Raw genomic sequence first — 21,333 nt, forward strand, 5'->3', positions numbered from 1 at the left:
TGATTCGAGTATGTACTTGTCACATTTTGGATTTCGAGTTCAGCCTTTTTCGTTAACCCCAAACACAGAAATGTTCTTGGGGTTAGTCCCTCATTATGAGGCGATCCAAACCATTTTAGCCGCTGTGCAAATGGGAGAAGGGGTGATTAAGGTGACGGGAGAAGTCGGCACCGGAAAAACCATGGTGTGTCGTAAGTTAATTGAGCAGATTGAATCTGAAGTCGAGCTGATTTACTTACCCAATCCAGCTTTGAATGGAGAGCAGTTGCAGTTTGCTGTCGCCAGAGAGTTAGGCATCGAGAACGATGACCCGCTACGTATTGTTTCTCTCATTCAAGAGCACCTGATTCAAGTGCATTCTGTGGGAAAGAAAACCGTCTTGATCGTCGATGAAGCGCAAGCTCTTTCTCCACAAGCTTTAGAAACATTGCGTCTGTTCGGTAACCTAGAAACGGAACAAGATAAACTCATTCAACTGGTGTTATTCGGACAACCTGAGTTGGATGAGCGGTTAGCCAGCCACGAGCTAAGGCAGTTTCGTCAACGTATTACGTTTAGTTGTCAGCTGCGTCCTCTTTCTATCGATGAAGGCGTGGCTTACATCAATAATCGTTTAGACAAGGCAGGCAATGGAGCGCACATTTTTTCTATTGAGCAGAAAAAAGCGATTTGGCGTTCATCCATGGGGATTCCACGTTTGATCAACCAAATTAGCCACAAGTCGTTGCTTGCGGCATTTAATGAACGTTGCACACTATTAAAAAATCATCACGTTTACGCAGCTATGCACGATACGTTTGATGCCCGTAAACCTAAGTTTAAAACACCCGTATTTTGGGGATGGAGTCAACCTTGAGTGCCATCAATAAAGCATTATCAGAACTCGCTGAAAAAACATCACCGTCAGAGCTTACTCGTGCGGACATTCCCAACGTTTCACGCAGTAAACCTTGGCTTTGGCTCGTTGCCGGTTTCTCGTTAAGCCTTGCGGTGGGCGGCTGGGCGGTCTCTCGCGGTCCTATCCCTTCAGGCGAGCTTTCACCTGCTCAAACAGAAACCATGCCATTGTCGTCAGTGAATGCTTCGTCAATCACATCATCAGAGCGTACTCATTCGCCAACGAGTAAAATGACGCCCGAGACAGCCCATGTGGTTTACACGAAGCCAGTGACACAACCGGCAGCTCAACAGCTTCATATGCCAGAGGCTGATAGGTTCACGCCAAGAGCGGAGGTAAATACGGTCTCTGAAGATACAGTGCTACTCGCGCAAGTGGCAACGATGCCAAACGATGAGCAATCTAATCACGTAACCCGCACGACAGCAGACAACAGTTCAATGCGTATTGAGCAGGTTGAGCTGACGCACCGCCAGTTATCTCTTAAAGCGGTTAGCCGAGCGGAAAAAGCACTGGATGCTAACGATATGCAAACGGCGTTGTCGGCTTATGCTGAGGCGTTACGTTATGAGCCAATGAATGCAGACACGCGTCAAAAATTATCGGCGTTGTACTTTGGCAAAGGCGACACGCGTAAAGCGTATGAGATTATCCAAGAAGGGATCAACCTTGACACGAACAACCAAGTACTTCGTTTGGCCTTGTCTAAGTTGTTAGTGAAAGCTAATCAACCTGAAGCGGCGCTGAGTCCGCTTGTGCATTTGCCTCCAATACCAAGTCGAGATTACTTGGCGATGCGTGCGGCATTGGCACAAAAACACAAGCAGAATGATATTGCGCTTGAGAGTTATCAACTCCTTACTCAGCGTGAGCCGGAAAATGCGCGCTGGTGGCTAGGTTTAGCGATTCAACAAGAGCGCGCGCTGACGTTTACCGCCGCGATCAACTCTTACAACCAAGCTCTGGGTAAAGTTGGCATTTCGAATCAATCGCAAGCGTTTATTCGTGACCGTTTGAGCATCTTGAAACAGCTGGAGAATGCACAATGAAAATTCAGTTGAGAAAACGCTTAGGCGATCTTCTGGTTGAAGAAGGCATCGTCTCTGAAGAACAAATCCAGCAAGCACTAAACGCACAACGTAGTACCGGGCAGAAGCTAGGCGATGCGTTAATTGATCTCGGCTTTATTACTGAGAAGCAAATGTTGGACTTCTTGTCCCAACAACTTGGTTTGCCATTGATCGATCTTGGTCGTGCCCCTGTGGATGCGGAAGCGGTACAGATTCTACCTGAGGTACACGCACGTCGCTTACGTGCGATGGTCGTTGCTCGAAATGGGGACACGTTGCGCGTTGCTATGAGTGACCCTGCAGATTTGTTCATCCAAGAGTCACTGATGAATTTGCTAGGTGAATACAACCTTGAGTTCATTGTGGCTTCAGAGCGCCAACTCATTTCAAGCTTTGACCGCTATTATCGCCGCACTAAAGAGATCGCTTCTTTCGCGGAACAGTTGCATGAAGAGCATAAAGACGAGCAAAGCTTCGATTACGGTATTGATGGAACCGACAGTGAGGAAGTTACCGTTGTAAAGCTGGTTAATTCCATGTTTGAAGATGCGGTACAAGTCGGGGCATCGGATATTCATATTGAGCCAGACGATCAGATATTGCGCTTACGTCAGCGTATTGATGGTGTACTGCATGAAACCATCCTGAATGAAGTGAATATCGCATCGGCTTTGGTTCTTCGATTGAAGTTGATGGCGCACCTAGACATCTCTGAGAAGCGCTTGCCACAAGATGGCCGATTCAATATCAAAGTGCGTGGTCAATCAATCGATATTCGTATGTCGACGCTACCAACGCAATACGGGGAGTCCGTGGTAATGCGTCTGCTTAACCAGTCTGCTGGTTTGCGTCCATTAGAAGAGTCAGGTTTGCCGCCAGATTTGCTTGCTCGTTTACGTCGACAGTTGGCTCGTCCGCACGGCATGATCTTGGTGACGGGGCCGACAGGTTCAGGTAAAACCACCACGCTTTACGGCGCATTAAGTGAGCTCAACGAACCTGGGAAAAAGATCATTACAGCAGAGGACCCGGTTGAATATCGCCTGCCTCGCATCACTCAGGTACAGGTAAACAGTAAGATCGATCTGACTTTCTCACGTGTGCTTCGAACCTTTTTACGTCAAGACCCGGACATCATTCTTGTTGGTGAGATGCGTGACCAAGAGACGGTAGAAATTGGTCTGCGAGCTGCACTAACGGGTCACTTAGTATTGAGCACTCTTCACACCAATGATGCTGTCGACAGTGCGTTACGCATGATCGATATGGGCGCACCGGGTTACTTGGTTGCCAGTGCGGTCAGAGCAGTGGTGGCGCAGCGTCTTGTTCGCCGTGTTTGTCCAGATTGCAAAACAGAAGACCATCTAGACGAGTCACGCCAACAGTGGCTAGCTGGGCGTTTTCCAAACCAAGTGGGCACCACTTTTTATAAAGGTGCAGGCTGTCAAAACTGTAACTTGACTGGCTATCGAGGCCGAATCGGTGTGTTTGAAATGCTCGAACTGGAGCAAGAAATGATGGATAAACTGCGCGCCAATGATGCGGTTGGCTTTGCCCAAGCCGCGCGTCGCTCAGAAAACTATAAGCCACTGCTTGCTTCTGCAATGGAACTGGCGCTACAAGGCACCGTCAGTTTGGATGAAGTGATGACCCTAGGTGAGGGTGACGCTTCTGGTAAGACTGATCCCATTTTCATATAGGTAAGTGAATGCCAACTTTTCGTTATCAAGGTCGTACTCTAGACGGCTCATCCACTAACGGCAAAATCGAGGCAGTGAACTCAGAAGCTGCAGCGGAAGCGTTGATGAACAAAGGGGTCATCCCGCTCAATGTACGGTTAGAGAAAGAGTCGGCAAAAAGCCAAGTGAGCTTGTCTAAGCTATTTGTGCCAGCCATTCCATTGGAAGTGATCATTCTTTTCTCTCGCCAGTTGTTTAGCTTAACTAAAGCGGGCGTACCGTTGCTGCGTTCTATGCGTGGCCTGCTGCAAAATTGTGAAAACAAACAGCTCAAAGAGGCACTGGAAGATGTCGTTTCTGAACTGAGTAATGGTCGCGGCCTGTCTTCTGCAATGCAGCAACACAGCAAAGTATTCAGCCCACTGTTCGTTTCTATGATCAATGTTGGTGAGAATACGGGTCGACTCGATCAAGCGCTATTGCAACTGGCAAATTACTACGAGCAGGAACTTGAGACTCGCAAACGCATCAAAGCGGCGATGCGTTATCCGACGTTTGTGATTATCTTTATTACCATCGCCATGTTTATATTGAACATCTTGGTGATCCCTGAGTTTGCTTCCATGTTTACGCGCTTTGGTGTTGAGTTACCACTGCCGACGCGTATTTTGATCGCTACTTCTAATTTCTTTGTTAATTATTGGGTGTTGTTGATTGTGGCAATGATTGGCGCGTTTGCGGTTTTCAGAGCCTGGGTGGCGACGGCTGATGGTCGGGAAAAGTTCGATAAGTTTCGGCTTCGGCTTCCAATTGTGGGCGATATCGTTAATCGTGCGCAGCTTTCCCGTTTTGCCAGAACCTTCTCGTTGATGCTGAAATCAGGCGTTCCACTTAACCAGTCTTTAGCTTTAGCCGGGGAAGCTCTGGGGAACCGCTTTTTAGAAAATCGAATTCTTGAAATGAAATCCGCTATTGAAGCGGGTAGCACCATCTCAGTAACAGCCATCAACAGTAAAATCTTTACCCCTTTGGTGATTCAGATGATTGCAGTAGGGGAAGAAACCGGTCGTATTGATGAGCTGCTGCTGGAAGTGTCGGATTTTTACGATAGAGAAGTTGATTACGATCTAAAAACACTGACCGCAAGAATAGAACCGCTACTTTTGGTGATTGTCGCAGGCATGGTCATGGTGCTAGCACTGGGTATCTTCCTGCCAATGTGGGGAATGCTAGACATCATCAAAGGCGGCTAATAGGTGGTTGAAAATCAAAGTCGGGCGACGCTAATCGTTTTGGGGGTAATTGCTACCATCATTGCTGTTGGCTTGGCGGTCAAATTACGTCCTGTTACCGAGCAGGCGCAGGTGACTGGGGCGAAGTTGGCGAGAGTTTGGATGCAAGATAGTGTTCAGCGTTATCGTCAAGCTTGGCTCGTAAAAGGCGAGCCAGAACATATGCTGATGGATGGTTTTAATCTCACGATGACTGAGGGCGGGCTAGTATCTCCCTTTACTCAACAAGGTGTTTTAGATTGTGGTTATTGGCTAGCAGTGCATTATCCACAACGTAAAATAATGACCAATAAGTTAATAGATATCAGTGGAGCCATCAAAACTGCTCATTATGTCTGCCACTATACTTATGAAAATGGTCAGTCGATTGTAGTTATTTCAACAGCTAATCAGCTGAAAATAGACGTCGAAATGTCGGCGGAGTGAATTTTTTGACACCTAATCACTATAATTGGTATTGAAAGTCGGTATAATGCAATCATTACCATAAGTAAGACGCTGTAATAGAGGGTAAACAATAATGTGTTTTTCTCATTGCAGCATGAACTGAATAATGGCGAATCGTCATTCTGCTCAAGCGGTAGATACAGTATCCACTTCACGGTCAGTTTTAGTGAACGTTGCTGCCCCAAACCGTTTTGACAATATCCAAAATGGTCGCGTGACCTAAACGAAACTTTGCAGTTGTACTGCATGCTTACATAGAGAGAGTAAACAATGAAAAGACAAGGTGGTTTCACCCTTATCGAATTGGTAGTGGTAATTGTAATCCTAGGTATTCTAGCGGTCACTGCTGCACCACGTTTCCTTAACCTGCAATCGGATGCTCGTGCGTCTTCTCTTGACGGTCTGAAAGGTGCGATGCAAGGGGCTTCTGGTATTGTATTTGGTAAGGCTGCGATCCAAGGCCTTGAGCGCTCAAATAGTGCGACTATTGTAAGCTCAGCAGAAGGTAACATTGAAACAATATTTGGTTACCCTACAGCTACAGAAGAAGGTATTGGTGCTGCTCTTCAAGATACTGGCGATTGGCGAGTATCTGGTGGTGCCAATACAGCCGGCGCGATTATTCAATACACATTTGCTGATGGTAACCCTAACTGGAATTGTGCAGTAACTTATCAAGCTGCAACATCAGGTGCTGCTCCTGTAATTACATCTGCAGATGCTGACAACTGTTAATTGATTTTATCTAAGGCCAGCTAGTCTGGCCTTTATCTCTATATTTTGATTAATCTCGGAATAGTTCATATGCGTAAATCATCGGGTCTTAGTGCAATAGAGTTTGTGGTTGTACTGATTATCTTAGGTGTAGTCGGTTATGTGGTATTACCAAGATTTATCAGCTTTGAACCAGAAACTTACGAAGCAAAGTGGGAGCAAACCAAGCAGACCGCTGAGCACGTTTCTGAAACGCTGAGCAATAAAGAAACTTACGATCGAATTGAAGAAGAGATTGGTCGTTCAAAAGAGTAAAGTCACTAGACATTGGTTATTTGTTCATCTGTTCACACTTCGGATCGAAAAATTATAAATCTATCATTATTCTCATAATTTCATCGTATACTTATCTCGCTTGTTCTAAGCCTAAGGTTGGGTTATGAAAATTCGCAGCTCTACATTAGGGTTTACATTAATGGAGCTGATCCTAGTGGTCGTCCTCCTTTCCATTCTTTCTCTCTATGCTGCTAGCCGCTTTATGGGCAAGGGCAGTGTTTCTGCATTTGCGCTTCAAGAGCAAGCTATTTCAGTGATTCGCCAAGTACAGGTGAATCGCATGCAATCAAACACCTCAACCACGGATACCAACTTCCAATTACAAGTCTCCTCTAGTTGTATCGGCTCAGTTGCGGCTTGTTCGCTGAGTGGTAACGCGAAGGACGCTCGTAGTGACTTGGTTGAAGATTCCGCTGCAACGATTAGTCTAACTGGCGCAACAAGCCCAATTAGCTTTGATTTACTGGGGAATCCGTTGAATGTCGCTTCTGGTGGCGTGTCTATTCTTATCCGTGATGTAAACGGTCAAAGCCAATGTCGAGTGCTGATTAACTCTCAAGGCTATGTCTCTGAGGGATCGTGTTCATGAGAAAGCAACTCGGTATGACCTTAGCTGAAATGATCATCGCTATTGTCCTAATGGGCATTGCGATGGTTGCGTTTACCTCCTTTCTTGTTCCTCAAATTCGCGACTCTGCAATGCCACATTACCAAACCCGAGCAACCGCGCTCGGGCAAAGTTTTATGTCGCAAATTTTGGCGCGTGGTTTTGATGAGAACAGCGACTTTGATGGCGGCCTATTACGTTGTGGGGAGAACTCGACTTCCTGCACCCTACCGGCCAATCTTGGTCCTGACTCTGGTGAGTCTATTCCCGAAAACTTTGACGATGTTGATGATTACATCGGTTGTTGGAGTACACCAACGACAGTTGCTCAATGCCAAGGGACCAGCCGGGGTAATATCTCAGATGTTTTGGGGGGAAGCAGCGAGAATAAATACCGAAACTTCCGAGTTGAAGTCGGTGTGGTATATGACAATCTGACTGCTACACCACCGACAGGAATCACTAACTATAAAAAAGTCACGATTACGATTTTTGCTAGTAACACTCAACCCCTGACACTGACTGCAATAAGAGGTAACTACTGATGAAAGTTCGTGGTTTCACCTTAATGGAAATGATCGTCACCATCGTAATCGGCAGCTTCATCATGCTTGGTATTGCGGGTTACGTACAGCTAGGTATGAAGGGATACGCAGACACGATTGATCGCCAACGAATGCAAACGCAAGCGCAGTTTGTGCTAGAGAAAATGTCGCGAGAAATTCGTCACGCAGTCCCAAACAGCTTTCATGTCCCTACCGGAACTACCAATTGCTTGGAGTTTATGCCGATTGAATATTCTGGTTTTTACACGCTGACGAATAACAATTTAGAGTTTCTGTTAGGCAATGACTCTACATTGAATCCTATTCCAGCGGATCGTTGGATGGTGATCAATCCAAGTCGCTATGAAGATTTGCAATCTGCCTCTCCTCAGAGTTTGGCGGTTGGCAATCTAGCGAAAACTGGTGATGTTTTTATTGTCAGTGGTGCAGCTAGTACGATTGGCGGGTCTTCCATTTCGAGCCGTCATTATATCTATCAAGATAACTCTGAAGTACGTTACTGCTTCGACAATGGTCGAATCACACGGAATGATATTACGGTCGCGGACAGTGTAGATACTTCCGTTAGCGATATGCATTACCTCGAGCCAACACTTCAACGTGGCGGTATCGTGCATATCAATTTAGAGTTCACTCAAAATGGGGAGCGTAGTGTTTACCAACAAGACGTACAGGTGCTCAATGTTCCGTAAAAAAGCTCTGCAAGGTAATGTCCTGATCGTCGTATTGTTCGTCATCATTGTGATGGGCTATCTAGCCGCATCTTTAATGAAGGTGAGTTGGTCAAACCAAAGTACGTTAACCAGAGAATTCTTAGGAACGAAAGCTTGGTTTATTGCGCAATCTGCCAATGAGTGGGCACTAACCCAGCTCTATCCTTTAAACGACACTACTCCAGATGTGGCTGATTTTTGTGCCAATACGGTAAGTGGCGCTACACCAAATGTTACACAAGGCACTAGTTGTCAATTACGTGCTATGACATGTTCAAACATTGGTACCTTTAATGCAGGTACCTCTGAAGCTGAATCTCTATTTAGAGTGCAAGCCACAGCAATTTGTGGTTCCGGGGTTGCACAAGTACAGCGACAACAAGAGATTTGGGTTAGGGAGTAAATAATAATGAGAAAAATAATAACGCTAATACTTGCTAAAGTACTTTTGCTTTCTTCTTTTGCGAGTTTTGCTGCTGTAAATAACAACCCTCAGTTTGAATTCGGCACAATCCCTGCTGAAGACTGTCAGGGATTAGACAATGAGCGAGGTGTCACTTGTGATATCAAGTTCCAAAATACTTACGACGAAGAGCCGTTAGTCTTTGTGATGTCGACGATTGACGCCTCAATGTCGAACTTTTCTCAAAAGAAAACAGAATACCCGTCAGATCTACGAGTGTGGTCAAAGTCCAAAACTCAAGCCACAGTGAAGCAGTTGTTTCCACCTCATAGTGCTGCTTGTAAGCGTTTGAGATATAACTCAAGCAAGAAAAAGTGGCAATGCACTAACAATAATAATCAAGGTCAAGCCGTGACTTTTGTCGATGCTCCGATGGAAGACATTGATTACTTAGTTATTGAACCTGGTGTTATCAAATTTGATGGGGATGCCATGATTGTTGCGGGTAAGGTAAGCTCCAACCTTACTTATTCGAATATTGGCGGTACAACCTACAAAAGTAAAAATGTGCGATTTAGGGACTTTGGTCTAAATACTTCTTTTGCGTCTGCCCCTGGTGTCTTAGTTCAATTACAAACTAAGAATAACTACATTAATGGGCAACCTTTGTGGCTGAGTTCGATTGCACTTAACCCTACAGTGCAAGGCTTCTCGCTGATTTTAGATCGTTCAGAAGTTACGAAGAATGCTGTGCTAGCTAAATCTGAGGACGTAGCTTTTGTGGCTGGTCTCGGGCAAGGCTTTGTTAATGGTCGTAAGTTCTGGTTAGGGGATGGCTCTACACGAAATACGTTGGGAGCATTGGACGACAATGTCATTAAACCGATTACAGAGGGTTGCTTACAAGTTAGTAATTTTCCTGTTTCTGGCTTTAAGTCGGCACCTGTATTGCTTGCGTCTAAAAGAACGCGTAATGGTAACAATGGTGGTTGGTTACGTCGCTGCTCAGTGACAAAAACAGGTGTAGCCCTTATCAATGAAGAAGATATGCAGAGAGACTCTGAGCGTGGTCACGTTGTTGAGCCGTTTTCGTACTTCTTGTTCGATAAACCACCAGTAGATGGCGTTTGTGAACTATTCCCATCCCCAGCTCAAACATGGGACTCAAACAACAATGCTAAGTTAGAGATGAGCAATACGGCTAAGATCTCTGGCGCGCAATTAAGTAACGGTAAGCGTTATGTCGGTTTCCGTCCTGTCGATATAAAGATGAATAATAAAGCGAATTGTGATGGTCAAACGTGTTGGGGTGATTCTGGTCTGAGAGTGCAGAAGCAAGAGCTAGAAAGCTTCCGTTCTCCCGATGACTCTAATCTTGTTACTGTGGATGTCTGGAAGGATGACAGAGAGTTTAGTAATAATGAGGTTATCGGAAGTTTAAGTGTTGGGAAAGGTAAAGTTATTTTTAAAACAGGCACTTATTGGATTGGAAGTATTGATCTTAGTAACTCAGGAGTAATTGAAGTCCCTGATGGGCAGAAGGTCACTATTCATACGAAAAGCCTATCAATAAGTAACAATGACTCTCGCTTTGGTGAGGTAGGAGATGCTGAATTAGTTGTGCTTGTTCATGGTTCAAGTTACGGGCAAGTCGTACTGAGTCAGAACGCAGTGTTCACTGGGTTATTGTACAGTGAAAAAGATGTTTACCTTAGCAACTCAGCGGTTGTAAATGGTGCGATCACTGCTAGGAAGATTCAGATGAATAATAGCTCGCAGATCATTGCTACAGATAACCACTGTTTTACGCCTTCTGACAACTATGAAGTAACGCTATCACCTGCAACACAATATGCCTTGATGTGCGGAATAGAACAACCTAGCTTTGAAATAGAAACCAAGAATGATGGTTATGCGGAAAGCACAGGGGTTACTGTGCAGGTTTATCCTGATTCCGATAAGTTCTCTGTAGAGGTTGCTGATAGCACTGGTACAGGTTCTTACCCTAGCTTTACGACAAGCAATGTGTCTTCGAAACTTGGTAAGTTGAAACTGCAAGTGACCGTTATAGATCAAAGTGGCATTGAGCTTGATGACGAATATACGTTAAAGGTTACGGTGGACAATGATCCATCAAAAACGCAGACGTCTACCTTCAAATTTGTACCATTCAAGTTTGACGTAGATGACCAAACAATCGTAGCTGGTAAAAATTATCAAATAGACACAAGAGTATTAGCTTGTAGCGATGGCCGGCAAACGGTAGTGAAAAGTTACACGGGCTCACCAAGTGTTCAATTAGAAATCGAAACACCAGCTGGCGGGCGCAGTGACGAGAGCTTATTAACATATGAGCCTAAATTTAATAGCTCAGAGCAAGGTAAAACATCAGATACCTTTAAGCTAATGGATTCAGGCTTGTACACAATCAAACTCGAAGATGCGAATTTTACGTGTGACCCTCAGTATTCAGATGAATGCCCAATAGATCCGGATGAAGAGAAAGGTGCGCAAGAATCAGTGACTCTCAATGGCTCATTCAGCGTTAGGTCTCGACCATGGAAAATTGCTGCATGTAATATTGCGGCTAAAAATGGTGGAAAAACTAATCCTGCGACACAAGCTACTGGTGATGGTTTTATTGCCTCTGCAGAAAGCTTCAATGTGACCTACAAACCAGTCGTTCATAGTGACTCACGCGGTAATGCTACCAATGTTTGTCAATACCCACTAACACAAAACTATTTCTCTGATTCAAATACGGCAGCACCACTTGATGCTGAGTTCTCTGTCTTGTATCCATCGGGTGGTTATATCGCCAACTTAGACCCAAGTAAAGGTTCAAGTTTAGACTTTAGTTCGGAAGAAGCTAAAACGGGTAAAAAAGTGGAGTACGTTTGGGATGAAGTTGGCTCTTTAAACCTTAAAACTAAAGCAACGTACTTGGGAGAGAAATTAGATGAATATGACGTCACCGTTGGTCGTTTCTATCCTAAATACTTCCAAGTCATCGCCAGTGATTGGAATTACCCTGGTTCACAAAGTTTTGCTTATATGAATCAGCCTTTTGATGGGGTCGAGTTTAGCGTGGAGGCATTGAATGCTAACAAATCTGCGATTAAGAACTATGCAGACTTTGTTACAAAAGCGGAGTTCAACCTAGACGATATTGACCATTACTCAGATCGATTCGATGCACCTGATTTTGGAGCAGGAGACTGGAGTAACGAATCTGATAAAAGTATCGGAGATTTCTCAGTCGGTAATAGTGGTCAGTGTATTGACAGTGCTTGTTGGAACAAAGCTCTTGGTGATAGCTACCCTGATGGACCATTTAACTCTGTGACTGGTACTGCCAAATCAGAGATAGGTTTGATATATACCAACAATGTTGACCCTGTTGAGTACATTACTGACGAAGATTTCAACTCCCGCTTAGTTAGGCAGCCCGACATCCGCTTTGGTCGTGTAGACCTAGATGATGTAGGTGGTAACCAAGGCACGACATTACATGTGCCACTTCGAGTTGAATACTGGAATGGTAGCCGCTTTATCGCCAACCCTGATGACAATCAAACCGATGTGAAAGGTGTCACTGCCGCTGAAACGCATATTTGGCCAACAGGTGCTGGTGCTACTCCCAAAGCAGTCACGTTAGGAGTTGGTGGAGAAGTTGCTTCTGGTTCTTCTCGTTCTGTCACCGCGACTCAAGCTGAACCATACCGTCAGCAAACGCGCGTTTGGTTAGATCTTGATGATTCAACCAATGGTTTACCTTGGCTCAAGTACAACTGGGATAATGATAAAGCGGGAGAAGAAAACCCATCATCCGTCGTCACCTTTGGTATTCATCGTGGTAATGACCGTGTGATTTACCGTGGTGAGCCGGGGTTAACCGGACAGTAACAACTTAGGTTTTTGGCCTTAAGTTAGGAAACTGCAAGAAATTGAGGCTTTCTGCTCATGTTTGTGTACCAATACCTTGCTGTGACAGCGAGGCATTGGTACATTTAGAGCAATTTTTGTCTTCTATATTTTTGCAGGATGAGCGAAGAGTATGTTTAAGAAACTTCGTGGCATGTTTTCTAACGATCTATCTATCGATTTAGGTACAGCCAACACTCTAATTTACGTAAAAGGGCAAGGTATTGTCCTTGATGAACCTTCTGTAGTTGCTATTCGTCAAGATCGTGTAGGTTCTGCAAAAAGCGTTGCTGCAGTCGGTCACGCAGCAAAACAGATGCTTGGTCGTACACCTGGCAACATTTCCGCTATCCGCCCAATGAAAGACGGCGTAATCGCTGATTTCTACGTAACCGAAAAAATGCTTCAGCACTTTATCAAACAAGTGCATGACAACAGCATCCTAAAGCCAAGCCCACGTGTTCTTGTTTGTGTTCCTTGCGGTTCTACCCAAGTTGAGCGCCGCGCAATTCGTGAATCAGCACTCGGTGCTGGTGCGCGTGAAGTTTACCTAATCGACGAGCCAATGGCGGCAGCAATTGGTGCTGGTCTGCGCGTGTCTGAGCCGACAGGTTCAATGGTGGTTGATATCGGTGGTGGTACAACTGAAGTTGCGGTTATCTCTTTAAACGGTGTGGTTTACTCATCGTCTGTACGTATCGGTGGTGATCGCTTTGATGAAGCCGTGATCAACTACGTACGTCGTAACTACGGCAGCTTAATTGGTGAAGCAACGGCTGAAAAGATCAAACACGAAATCGGCTCTGCTTACCCTGGCGATGAAGTTCAAGAGATTGAAGTTCGCGGTCGTAACCTTGCAGAGGGTGTGCCACGCAGCTTTAGCCTGAACTCAAACGAGATCCTAGAAGCGCTTCAAGAGCCGCTATCTGGCATCGTCTCAGCAGTCATGGTTGCACTAGAGCAGTGTCCACCAGAGCTTGCTTCAGACATTTCTGAAAACGGCATGGTTCTGACTGGTGGTGGCGCGCTACTGAAAGATCTCGATCGTCTATTAATGGAAGAAACCGGTATCCCTGTGGTTATCGCGGAAGATCCACTAACGTGTGTTGCGCGTGGTGGCGGTAAAGCACTAGAAATGATCGACATGCACGGTGGCGATCTGTTCTCTGAAGAATAAAGGTTTAGGTGAAGCTCATGTCGGGCTTCACCTTCATTTCTGCTCTCTCTGTAATTCAAACATGCTCCATACCTAAAAGTATTTATTTAAGTATTTTTAGGTTGCCAAGTAAGGCTCAATAATCATGGAAGCAATCAGGTCAAAAACAAGATGAAACCGATTTTTGGCAGAGGTCCGTCTCTGCAATTACGTCTGTTTTTTGCTGTCATCGTGTCGGCGAGCTTAATGCTGGCTGATAGTCGTCTAGATACGTTTTCCAACGTCCGATACTTATTGAACAGTATGGTTGCACCGATTCAATACGCAGCCAATTTGCCTCGCAGCATGTTCGATGGCGTATTTGAACGTTTTAATACTCGTCAGGCATTAGTTGAAGGCAATCGCAACTTAAAGCGAGAAGTGCTACGCCTGAAAAGCGAGCTGATCTTGCTCGATCAATATAAAGAAGAAAACCAACGTCTACGCAAATTGTTAGGCTCTTCATTTGTCCGGGATGAAAAGAAAGTCGTAACAGAAGTGATGGCGGTTGATACCTCACCTTATCGTCATCAAGTGGTGATTGATAAAGGACAAATAGACGGTGTGTACGTCGGACAGCCAGTGATCAACGAAAAAGGCATTGTTGGTCAAGTCACGTTTGTCGCAGCGCACAACGCACGTGTTCTGTTGCTAACGGATGCGAAAAATGCGATTCCTGTCCAAGTGATCCGTAACGATATTCGAGTGATCGCGTCGGGCAATGGTGAAATGGATGAAATCCAACTGGAGCACATTCCAACCAGTACTGATATTCAGGTTGGCGATCTACTGGTGACATCCGGCCTAGGTGGGATTTACCCAGAAGGGTACCCAGTCGCGACGGTTACCAATGTGGATCACGATACGCGCCAAGAATTTGCGGCAATCAAGGCTGAGCCAGTTGTAGAGTTTGATCGTTTACGTTACCTCCTGCTGATTTGGCCGAATGAAGATCGTCAACACAAAGTGCTGCGATCCAATGTGGAAGAAGGGTTAGAGCAAGAAGAACAAGAGGTAACTGATGGCCAATAATGTAGTGAGTAGCCGAATGGTGATTGGTGTCAGTTTCTTCGTTGCGCTGGTATTGCAAACCATTCCGTGGCCAGGTGTGTTAGATGTTTTACGTCCATCATGGTTGTTCCTTGTCACGTGTTATTGGGTGTTGGCACTGCCGCACCGAGTGAACGTTGGAACCGCGCTAGTGCTGGGCTTATTATGGGATATCTTGATCGGTTCAACGCTTGGAATTCGCGGCATGATGATGTCGATTGTCATCTATCTGGTGGCGTTGAATTTCCTATTGATTCGTAACATGGCATTGTGGCAACAGTCGATTTTAATTGCCTTTTTTACTGCGTTATTGGAAGTTTTGATATTCTGTGGGGAATATTTGAACCAGGACGTAGTATTTAATCCATTATCTCTGTGGACGGCAGCAATAAACTGTATACTTTGGCCATGGATGTTTTTATTAATGCGACGAGTTCGTCGTGCATGGCACGTAAGGTAAAGCGGTGAAGAAAAGCTTATCTCTCGTTCTCGCTTCGGGTTCTCCGAGAAGAAAAGAGCTGCTTGCTCAACTAGGTTATGACTTTGAGATCGTATTGCCTGATATTGAGGAAGCTAAACAGGCTCATGAGCAGGCACGAGAGTACGTGCTGCGTCTTTCTTTGGAAAAAGCTCAGGCAGGCTTAGCATTAGCTAAGCCTGATTCCGTTGTATTGGGCTCTGACACGGTCGTAGTATGCGATGACCGTGTGCTAGAAAAACCAAAAAGTTTTGAAGATTCAAAGCGTATGCTTACTGACTTATCCGGCCGTCGTCATCAAGTGATGACTGCGGTGAGCGTCGTATCATCGGAACAACAACATTCAGTGGTCGTCACCACTGACGTGTGGTTCAAACAACTGACTCACGAAGAAATCGAACAATATTGGCAGTCAGGAGAGCCATGCGATAAAGCTGGAAGTTATGGTATTCAGGGACTCGGAGGGCGATTTGTCACCCGAATCGAAGGCAGTTATCACGCTGTAGTAGGCTTACCTTTGTTCGAAACCGATCAGCTAATTCAAGAATTTTTATAATTGTTTTGAGGTGTGCACATGAGTGCAGAATTGCTGCTTAACGTGACCCCGAGTGAAACTCGTGTGGCCATGATTGAAGGTGGAGTACTACAAGAAATACATATCGAGCGCGAATCGCGTCGCGGCATTGTGGGCAATATATACAAAGGCAAAGTCAGCCGAGTACTGCCAGGTATGCAAGCGGCTTTCGTCGATATCGGTTTAGATAAAGCGGCGTTTTTACATGCGTCAGATATTGTCCCGCATACCGAATGTGTGGCAGAGAACGAAAAACAGCAGTTTCAAGTCCGTGATATCTCTGAGCTGGTACGTCAGGGACAAGACATTGTTGTACAAGTGGTCAAAGATCCGCTCGGCACGAAAGGCGCGCGTTTAACGACGGATATCACATTGCCTTCACGTTATCTTGTCTTTATGCCGGGTGCCAGCCATGTTGGTGTTTCGCAGCGTATTGAGAGTGAGAAAGAGCGCGAGCGTCTGAAAAAAGTGGTGAACCATTACTGTGATGAGCACGGTGGTTTTATCATTCGTACCGCCGCGGAAGGCGCAGATGAAAAAGAGCTTTCTCAAGACGCGGCATTTCTTAAGCGCTTGTGGCTAAAAGTCATGGAGCGTCGTTCAAAATACAAAACGCGTTCAACGCTTTACGGTGAACTTGGTTTAGCCCAGCGCATTCTGCGTGATTTTGTCGGCACAGAGCTCGATAAAATCATGGTCGACTCCCGCCTCGAATATGAAAACCTGAAAGAATTCACTTCTGAGTATGTACCTGAGCTAACAGACAAGCTTGAGCTTTACGAAGGTGACAAGCCAATCTTTGACATGTACGACACCGAGAATGAAATTCAGCGCTCCTTAGAGCGCAAGGTTGAGCTAAAGTCGGGTGGCTATTTGATCATTGATCAAACTGAAGCTATGACAACTATCGACATCAACACTGGTGCATTTGTTGGTCGTCGTAATCTTGAAGAGACCATCTTTAATACCAACATTGAGGCAACGCAAGCTATTGCTCGTCAGCTGCGTTTGCGCAATCTCGGCGGCATCATCATTATCGACTTTATCGATATGGCGTCTGAAGAGCACCGTCAGCGAGTGCTCACCTCATTGGAAACCGCACTGGCTAAAGATCGAGTAAAAACCAACATCAACGGCTTTACTCAGCTCGGCTTAGTCGAGATGACGCGTAAGCGCACACGAGAAAGTATTGAACATATCTTGTGTTCTGGCTGTCCTACTTGTGAGGGCCGTGGCAGTGTGAAAACGGTTGAAACCGTGTGCTTTGAGATATTACGCGAGATTACTCGTGTAAACCGTGCTTACGACGCCGATAATTTTGTTGTGTACGCATCGCCGTTTGTCGCTGAAGCGCTGTTGGGTGATGAGTCTCATGCATTGGCTGAGCTCGAAGTATTTATTGGCAAGCAAGTGCGAGTTCAGGCTGAGCCCCTGTACATTCAGGAACAGTTTGACGTCGTAATGATGTAATTTGGAACATTTGTGAATTCTGGTGTTAACCGTTTTGGGCGTTTTTGTGCGTGGAGTTTAGTTACTGTACTGGTGTTATTGGCCATATTAGTAACCACACTGCGCGTCACATTGCCACAACTTAACCACTTCCAAGATGAGATCAAAACCTGGGTCAAGCAGGACACAGGTTTTGACTTTTCTATCGCCAACGTCGCAGGGACGTGGCGCAATAATCACCCCTCCATCGCGCTACTCGGTTTAGAAGCGAATCTGCCGAATATTCAGGATGCACGCTTTGCCGTTGAAGAAATCCAAATTGAATTCGATCTCATTCAATCTCTTTTGCAACTCAAACCGGTGGTCGCTGACCTCACCATCCATAACCTCGCTCTGGATATTCACACCGTAGACATTCTGCCGACCTCTAGTCGTCAAGAGCAGGAACCGAGTGTGGACAAGAGCGAAGTGAAGCTCATCGACCAACTCGACTCACTTCTTTTACGTCAGTTTGAAGACTTCACCATTACCGACTCACGGATTTGGTATAAATCGGTATCTGGTGAGACTCGCCGTTTAGATATCGAGCAGCTCCGTTGGAGCAACCAAGGCAAGCACCACTTAGCAGAAGGCACCGTGAACATTGCCGATGTTCGTCTGAATTCATTGTTAGTGAGCGCTAACTTTAAAGACCATGGTTCGCTGCGTGATGTGTCTGGTGAGTTTTACGTGAGTGCCCAAGATGTCTCAGTGACGCCTTGGTTAACCACTTACATGCAAGAAGAGTCGGGTGCTGAGTCGGGTAAGGTCAGCTTAAACACTTGGCTGACGCTGAAACACAGCCAACCGAATGATGCGTATGTTGAACTATTACCTTCTGAGCTGGTGTGGAATGAAAACGGTCGTCATGAGCTGTTTATCGAGTCAGGTATTTTCAATCTTCGACCAGATAAACAAGGTTGGAAAGTAAATGGTCACTCACTTCGGATCCGAACCGACAACACCCCTTGGCCGGAATTAGACGCAGCGTTTGATTGGCAACCGAATGGTTGGACGCTCAACCTTTCTCAACTCGACATTGAAGCACTCATTCCGCTCATCAAGCTGGCTCCAGAGTCAGAGTCGACCAGTGACCTTATTAACAAACTAGCACCGAAAGGCCGAGTTGAAGATGTTCGCTTGTCCATGAACGGTGGTTTAGACACGTTACGCTACTCCGCGGAACTGGATGAGCTTGCGATGACGCAATGGGAACTGCTACCAGGATTCCATCATGTACAGGGCAGTGTATCTGGTGATTTAGATCAGGCAAAAGCGAAAGTAACCGTCATTGATGATGTATTTCCGTACGGTGATGTATTTCAAGCTCCGCTGAATATCAAACAAGGTGAAGTCGATATTATCTGGCAACAAGATGAGAGCGGCTGGCGCTTGTGGTCTGATAAAGTGACGGCAGCGACACCAGATCTTCAAGTACTAGGAGCATTCCGTCTTGATTTTCCAAAAGAACAAAGCCCATTTTTATCGTTTTATGCTGAGGTGGATCTTTATAACGCAGGTGAAACATGGCGTTACCTGCCGACTCTGGCACTCGGACAAGACTTAACGGATTACCTATCGACTGCGATTCAAGGCGGTAAAGTGAATACGGCTAAGCTGCTGTGGTATGGCGAGTTAGGGGATTTTCCTTACAAAGATCATAATGGCATGTTTCAGGCGTGGGTCGGTTTAAAAGACGCGAAATTTAGCTTTGATACGGCGTGGCCAACCATCACGGATCTGCAGCTGGACTTGCTGTTTGAAAATGATGCCATGTATTTGGATTCAAAGTCCGCCACTCTAAATGGTGTTCATGCCAAGCGTATTACTGGGCGAATCCCTGAGTTGGCGGAAGGTGGACACATTGAGATTGAAGCCAAAGCGAGCGCGCCGGGTAATGAAGTTCGTGACTACATGATGGCGACGCCATTGGTGGACTCGGTCGGGGCAGCGTTGACGGCGCTGCAAGTGAGTGGTCCGGTTTACTCTGAGTTCCAGCTCAACATTCCGTTTGATTTTGAAAAAGAGTCCCGTGCTTGGGGTTATGCCGATTTAACAGAAAATCGTGTCGATATTGAAGCGCCGCCAATGACGCTGGAGAAAGCCACAGGGCGTATCCACTTCGATAATGATGTGGTCACCACATCGGGTTTGTCTGCAGAGTTGCTTACCCAGCCTATCTCCCTCGATTTTCGTGGTGAGAGTGCGGAACAGGGCTACAATGTGACGATTAATACATTAGGGGATTGGGACGTTGAGCCTCTCAAACCTTATGTTGGTGAGCGTTGGTTAAAGCTTGTTTCTGGGCATGCGCCGTGGCAAATGGACATTGACTTACAACTTAATGATGTAGGCTTCACCTATCAACTTGATGTGTTGGCGCAGCTAAATCGTTTAGCGAGTCAATATCCCTATCCGCTAGCGAAACAAGTTGGCGAGTCCGGGCAAGCAAAACTGCAGGCATCCGGCAACCAAGAAAGTATTTCAGCAAGACTACAGATCCCAAATGCTAAGTATCAAACCGATATAGATATAACTGGCGAGGTACCTGTTCTGACGGCGACTCATTTAATGGTCGGCAAAGGTGGTTTCAGGATCAGCCCTATTGTCGGACACGATGCATCAGTGCGTGTCGGTGAGCTTAATTTAGACCAGTGGGCAGAGCTGCTTCAGGGCTCGGAAGGTAAGCAATCCTCATCTGTTCTGGCAAGCATGAAGACGCCGAGTATTCCATTGCCTACACGGATTGATGTTGAAACGCCAAACTTGCAGCTTGGTGGGATTGAGTTTCATGATGTGGACTTCTCCGCAAGCAAAAAGAATTTGAGCTGGCAACTCGATGTGGACAGTCAAGAGGTTAAAGGTAAGGCTAACTATCTGAAGCCGTATGACTTATCGGTCTCTTTGGAGCACTTGCACCTGTATATTCCAGGGTTTGAAGAGATGACCAAAGAGCGCAGTTCGCTCTTTGCCAGTGAGGATCAAAACGCGCCTTTGATTACCAATTTTGACCGCCAGTTTCACGCTGAGATGCCAAACTTAACTTTGAACATCGATGATTTTTGGTTGCAAGGTTACAAAGTGGGGAAGGTGAATGTTGATTTGCAGCGTCGCGAGAACCGTTTGGAGTGGAAAAATATCACCTTTAGCAGCGGCAAAAACCGTATTGATATGAGCGGTTGGTGGGACCTGACAAAAGAGAATAGCCATTCCAACTTAACCATGAAAATGAAAGGTGATAACAACACTGACCTTATGGAGCGCTTTGGTATCACATCAGGTATTCAGCAGGCACCATTTGAGATCAATGCCAATATGGAATGGGACGGCGCGCCTTGGTCGATGAAGACACAAACCTTGCAAGGGAATGTCTCAACGGAATTTGGTAAAGGCGTGATCAGTGAAGTCAGTGGTGCGGCACGCTTGTTAGGCTTGTTCAGTTTGGATTCTATCATCCGTAAGATGCAGCTCGACTTTACCGACGTATTCGACAAAGGCATGGCGTTTAACTCGATCACAGGCACGGGCAAAATCCAAGATGGCGTATTTATCACCAACGATATCGTGATGGATGCGTTAGCAGGGGAAATGCAGATCCGCGGCATCGCCAATATGAACAGCAGAATGGTCGATGCGGAAGTGAAGTTCACCCCAGACATCACGTCAGGCCTACCAATGCTGACCGCGTTTGCAGTAGCGCCACAAACCGCGCTGTATGTTTTAGCCATCTCAACAGTGATTTCTCCGGTGGTTGAGGTCTTCACTCAAGTCAATTATGAAGTGAAAGGCCCACTAGACTCACCAACGGTAAAAGAAATTTCTCGAAGTAAAGGTGAATACAAACTGCCAGAAAAGCTGCGTGAACAGGCCAAATAACTCACCGACTAAAATGGAATAGG

General features: G+C 45.8%; 18 protein-coding genes. All 18 read left to right on the forward strand.

The genetic code is table 11. The features are described from left to right. Positions 1–10: 10 nt before the first annotated feature. The 18 genes from NDJ01_RS01965 to NDJ01_RS02050 all read left to right on the forward strand — a co-directional run bounded on the left by NDJ01_RS01965 (position 11) and on the right by NDJ01_RS02050 (position 21,310). Positions 11–856 carry an ExeA family protein gene (locus NDJ01_RS01965; protein ID WP_258586155.1) on the forward strand — a complete coding sequence of 282 codons (846 nt, stop codon included), beginning with the start codon at positions 11–13 and terminating at the stop codon, positions 854–856. After that, positions 853–1,947, forward strand: a complete 1,095-nt coding sequence (locus tag NDJ01_RS01970) for a lipopolysaccharide assembly protein LapB (RefSeq protein WP_258586156.1) — start codon at positions 853–855, stop codon at positions 1,945–1,947. The genes NDJ01_RS01965 and NDJ01_RS01970 overlap by 4 nt, the downstream gene beginning before the upstream one ends. Further along, positions 1,944–3,668 carry a GspE/PulE family protein gene (locus NDJ01_RS01975; protein WP_005397401.1) on the forward strand — a complete coding sequence of 575 codons (1,725 nt, stop codon included), beginning with the start codon at positions 1,944–1,946 and terminating at the stop codon, positions 3,666–3,668. The genes NDJ01_RS01970 and NDJ01_RS01975 overlap by 4 nt, the downstream gene beginning before the upstream one ends. Positions 3,669–3,676: 8 nt before the next feature. Then, positions 3,677–4,900, forward strand: coding sequence for a type II secretion system F family protein (locus NDJ01_RS01980; RefSeq protein ID WP_005397400.1), 1,224 nt, complete (start codon positions 3,677–3,679; stop codon positions 4,898–4,900). Positions 4,901–4,903: 3 nt separating this feature from the next. Next, positions 4,904–5,365, forward strand: coding sequence for an MSHA biogenesis protein MshF (locus NDJ01_RS01985; protein ID WP_258586157.1), 462 nt, complete (start codon positions 4,904–4,906; stop codon positions 5,363–5,365). A 291-nt stretch (positions 5,366–5,656) separates the two neighbouring features. After that, positions 5,657–6,121, forward strand: a complete 465-nt coding sequence (locus NDJ01_RS01990; protein WP_257889205.1) for a type II secretion system protein — start codon at positions 5,657–5,659, stop codon at positions 6,119–6,121. A 69-nt stretch (positions 6,122–6,190) separates the two neighbouring features. Continuing rightward, a complete protein-coding gene (locus tag NDJ01_RS01995; RefSeq protein ID WP_258586158.1) occupies positions 6,191–6,415 on the forward strand; it encodes an MSHA biogenesis protein MshA in 225 nt (74 codons plus the stop codon). A 124-nt stretch (positions 6,416–6,539) separates the two neighbouring features. Beyond that, on the forward strand, positions 6,540–7,025 hold the full coding sequence (locus tag NDJ01_RS02000) for a type II secretion system protein (protein ID WP_109170264.1): 486 nt from the start codon (positions 6,540–6,542) through the stop codon (positions 7,023–7,025). Beyond that, entirely contained in the window at positions 7,022–7,588 is a 567-nt protein-coding gene (locus NDJ01_RS02005; RefSeq protein WP_053809346.1) for a prepilin-type N-terminal cleavage/methylation domain-containing protein, read from the forward strand. The genes NDJ01_RS02000 and NDJ01_RS02005 overlap by 4 nt, the downstream gene beginning before the upstream one ends. Continuing rightward, positions 7,588–8,301, forward strand: a complete 714-nt coding sequence (locus tag NDJ01_RS02010; protein ID WP_256964569.1) for a PilW family protein — start codon at positions 7,588–7,590, stop codon at positions 8,299–8,301. Before NDJ01_RS02005 ends, NDJ01_RS02010 begins: the two co-directional genes overlap by 1 nt. Continuing rightward, positions 8,291–8,725: a hypothetical protein gene (locus NDJ01_RS02015; RefSeq protein WP_053809344.1), complete on the forward strand. Its 435-nt coding sequence runs from the start codon at positions 8,291–8,293 to the stop codon at positions 8,723–8,725. The genes NDJ01_RS02010 and NDJ01_RS02015 overlap by 11 nt, the downstream gene beginning before the upstream one ends. A 6-nt stretch (positions 8,726–8,731) precedes the next feature. Next, positions 8,732–12,631 carry a DUF6701 domain-containing protein gene (locus NDJ01_RS02020; protein ID WP_258586159.1) on the forward strand — a complete coding sequence of 1,300 codons (3,900 nt, stop codon included), beginning with the start codon at positions 8,732–8,734 and terminating at the stop codon, positions 12,629–12,631. Between the two features lie 151 nt (positions 12,632–12,782). After that, the gene (locus tag NDJ01_RS02025; protein WP_005381144.1) at positions 12,783–13,826 is read left to right on the forward strand and encodes a rod shape-determining protein; all 1,044 of its coding nucleotides are present in this window, start codon (positions 12,783–12,785) and stop codon (positions 13,824–13,826) included. A 150-nt stretch (positions 13,827–13,976) separates the two neighbouring features. Then, a complete protein-coding gene (gene mreC / locus NDJ01_RS02030; protein ID WP_053809360.1) occupies positions 13,977–14,876 on the forward strand; it encodes a rod shape-determining protein MreC in 900 nt (299 codons plus the stop codon). Continuing rightward, positions 14,866–15,354, forward strand: coding sequence for a rod shape-determining protein MreD (mreD, locus tag NDJ01_RS02035; RefSeq protein ID WP_012841380.1), 489 nt, complete (start codon positions 14,866–14,868; stop codon positions 15,352–15,354). The genes mreC and mreD overlap by 11 nt, the downstream gene beginning before the upstream one ends. 4 nt (positions 15,355–15,358) lie before the next feature. Next, positions 15,359–15,928, forward strand: a complete 570-nt coding sequence (locus NDJ01_RS02040) for a nucleoside triphosphate pyrophosphatase (protein ID WP_048626847.1) — start codon at positions 15,359–15,361, stop codon at positions 15,926–15,928. Positions 15,929–15,946: 18 nt separating this feature from the next. Then, positions 15,947–17,416, forward strand: a complete 1,470-nt coding sequence (gene rng, locus NDJ01_RS02045) for a ribonuclease G (protein ID WP_005381138.1) — start codon at positions 15,947–15,949, stop codon at positions 17,414–17,416. Between the two features lie 12 nt (positions 17,417–17,428). After that, positions 17,429–21,310, forward strand: a complete 3,882-nt coding sequence (locus NDJ01_RS02050) for a YhdP family protein (protein WP_258586160.1) — start codon at positions 17,429–17,431, stop codon at positions 21,308–21,310. Positions 21,311–21,333: the final 23 nt, after the last annotated feature.

Source organism: Vibrio sp. HS-50-1, from assembly GCF_024747315.1.
Taxonomy (GTDB): Bacteria; Pseudomonadota; Gammaproteobacteria; order Enterobacterales; family Vibrionaceae; genus Vibrio; species Vibrio diabolicus.

Coding starts and splice junctions, on each gene's coding strand:
- mreD (WP_012841380.1), top strand. CDS start 14,866: ATGGCCAATAATGTAGTGAGTAGCCGAATGGTGATTGGTGTCAGTTTC.
- NDJ01_RS01995 (WP_258586158.1), top strand. CDS start 6,191: ATGCGTAAATCATCGGGTCTTAGTGCAATAGAGTTTGTGGTTGTACTG.
- NDJ01_RS01965 (WP_258586155.1), top strand. CDS start 11: ATGTACTTGTCACATTTTGGATTTCGAGTTCAGCCTTTTTCGTTAACC.
- mreC (WP_053809360.1), top strand. CDS start 13,977: ATGAAACCGATTTTTGGCAGAGGTCCGTCTCTGCAATTACGTCTGTTT.
- NDJ01_RS02005 (WP_053809346.1), top strand. CDS start 7,022: ATGAGAAAGCAACTCGGTATGACCTTAGCTGAAATGATCATCGCTATT.
- NDJ01_RS02025 (WP_005381144.1), top strand. CDS start 12,783: ATGTTTAAGAAACTTCGTGGCATGTTTTCTAACGATCTATCTATCGAT.
- rng (WP_005381138.1), top strand. CDS start 15,947: ATGAGTGCAGAATTGCTGCTTAACGTGACCCCGAGTGAAACTCGTGTG.
- NDJ01_RS02015 (WP_053809344.1), top strand. CDS start 8,291: ATGTTCCGTAAAAAAGCTCTGCAAGGTAATGTCCTGATCGTCGTATTG.
- NDJ01_RS01975 (WP_005397401.1), top strand. CDS start 1,944: ATGAAAATTCAGTTGAGAAAACGCTTAGGCGATCTTCTGGTTGAAGAA.
- NDJ01_RS01980 (WP_005397400.1), top strand. CDS start 3,677: ATGCCAACTTTTCGTTATCAAGGTCGTACTCTAGACGGCTCATCCACT.
- NDJ01_RS02010 (WP_256964569.1), top strand. CDS start 7,588: ATGAAAGTTCGTGGTTTCACCTTAATGGAAATGATCGTCACCATCGTA.
- NDJ01_RS02020 (WP_258586159.1), top strand. CDS start 8,732: ATGAGAAAAATAATAACGCTAATACTTGCTAAAGTACTTTTGCTTTCT.
- NDJ01_RS02000 (WP_109170264.1), top strand. CDS start 6,540: ATGAAAATTCGCAGCTCTACATTAGGGTTTACATTAATGGAGCTGATC.
- NDJ01_RS01990 (WP_257889205.1), top strand. CDS start 5,657: ATGAAAAGACAAGGTGGTTTCACCCTTATCGAATTGGTAGTGGTAATT.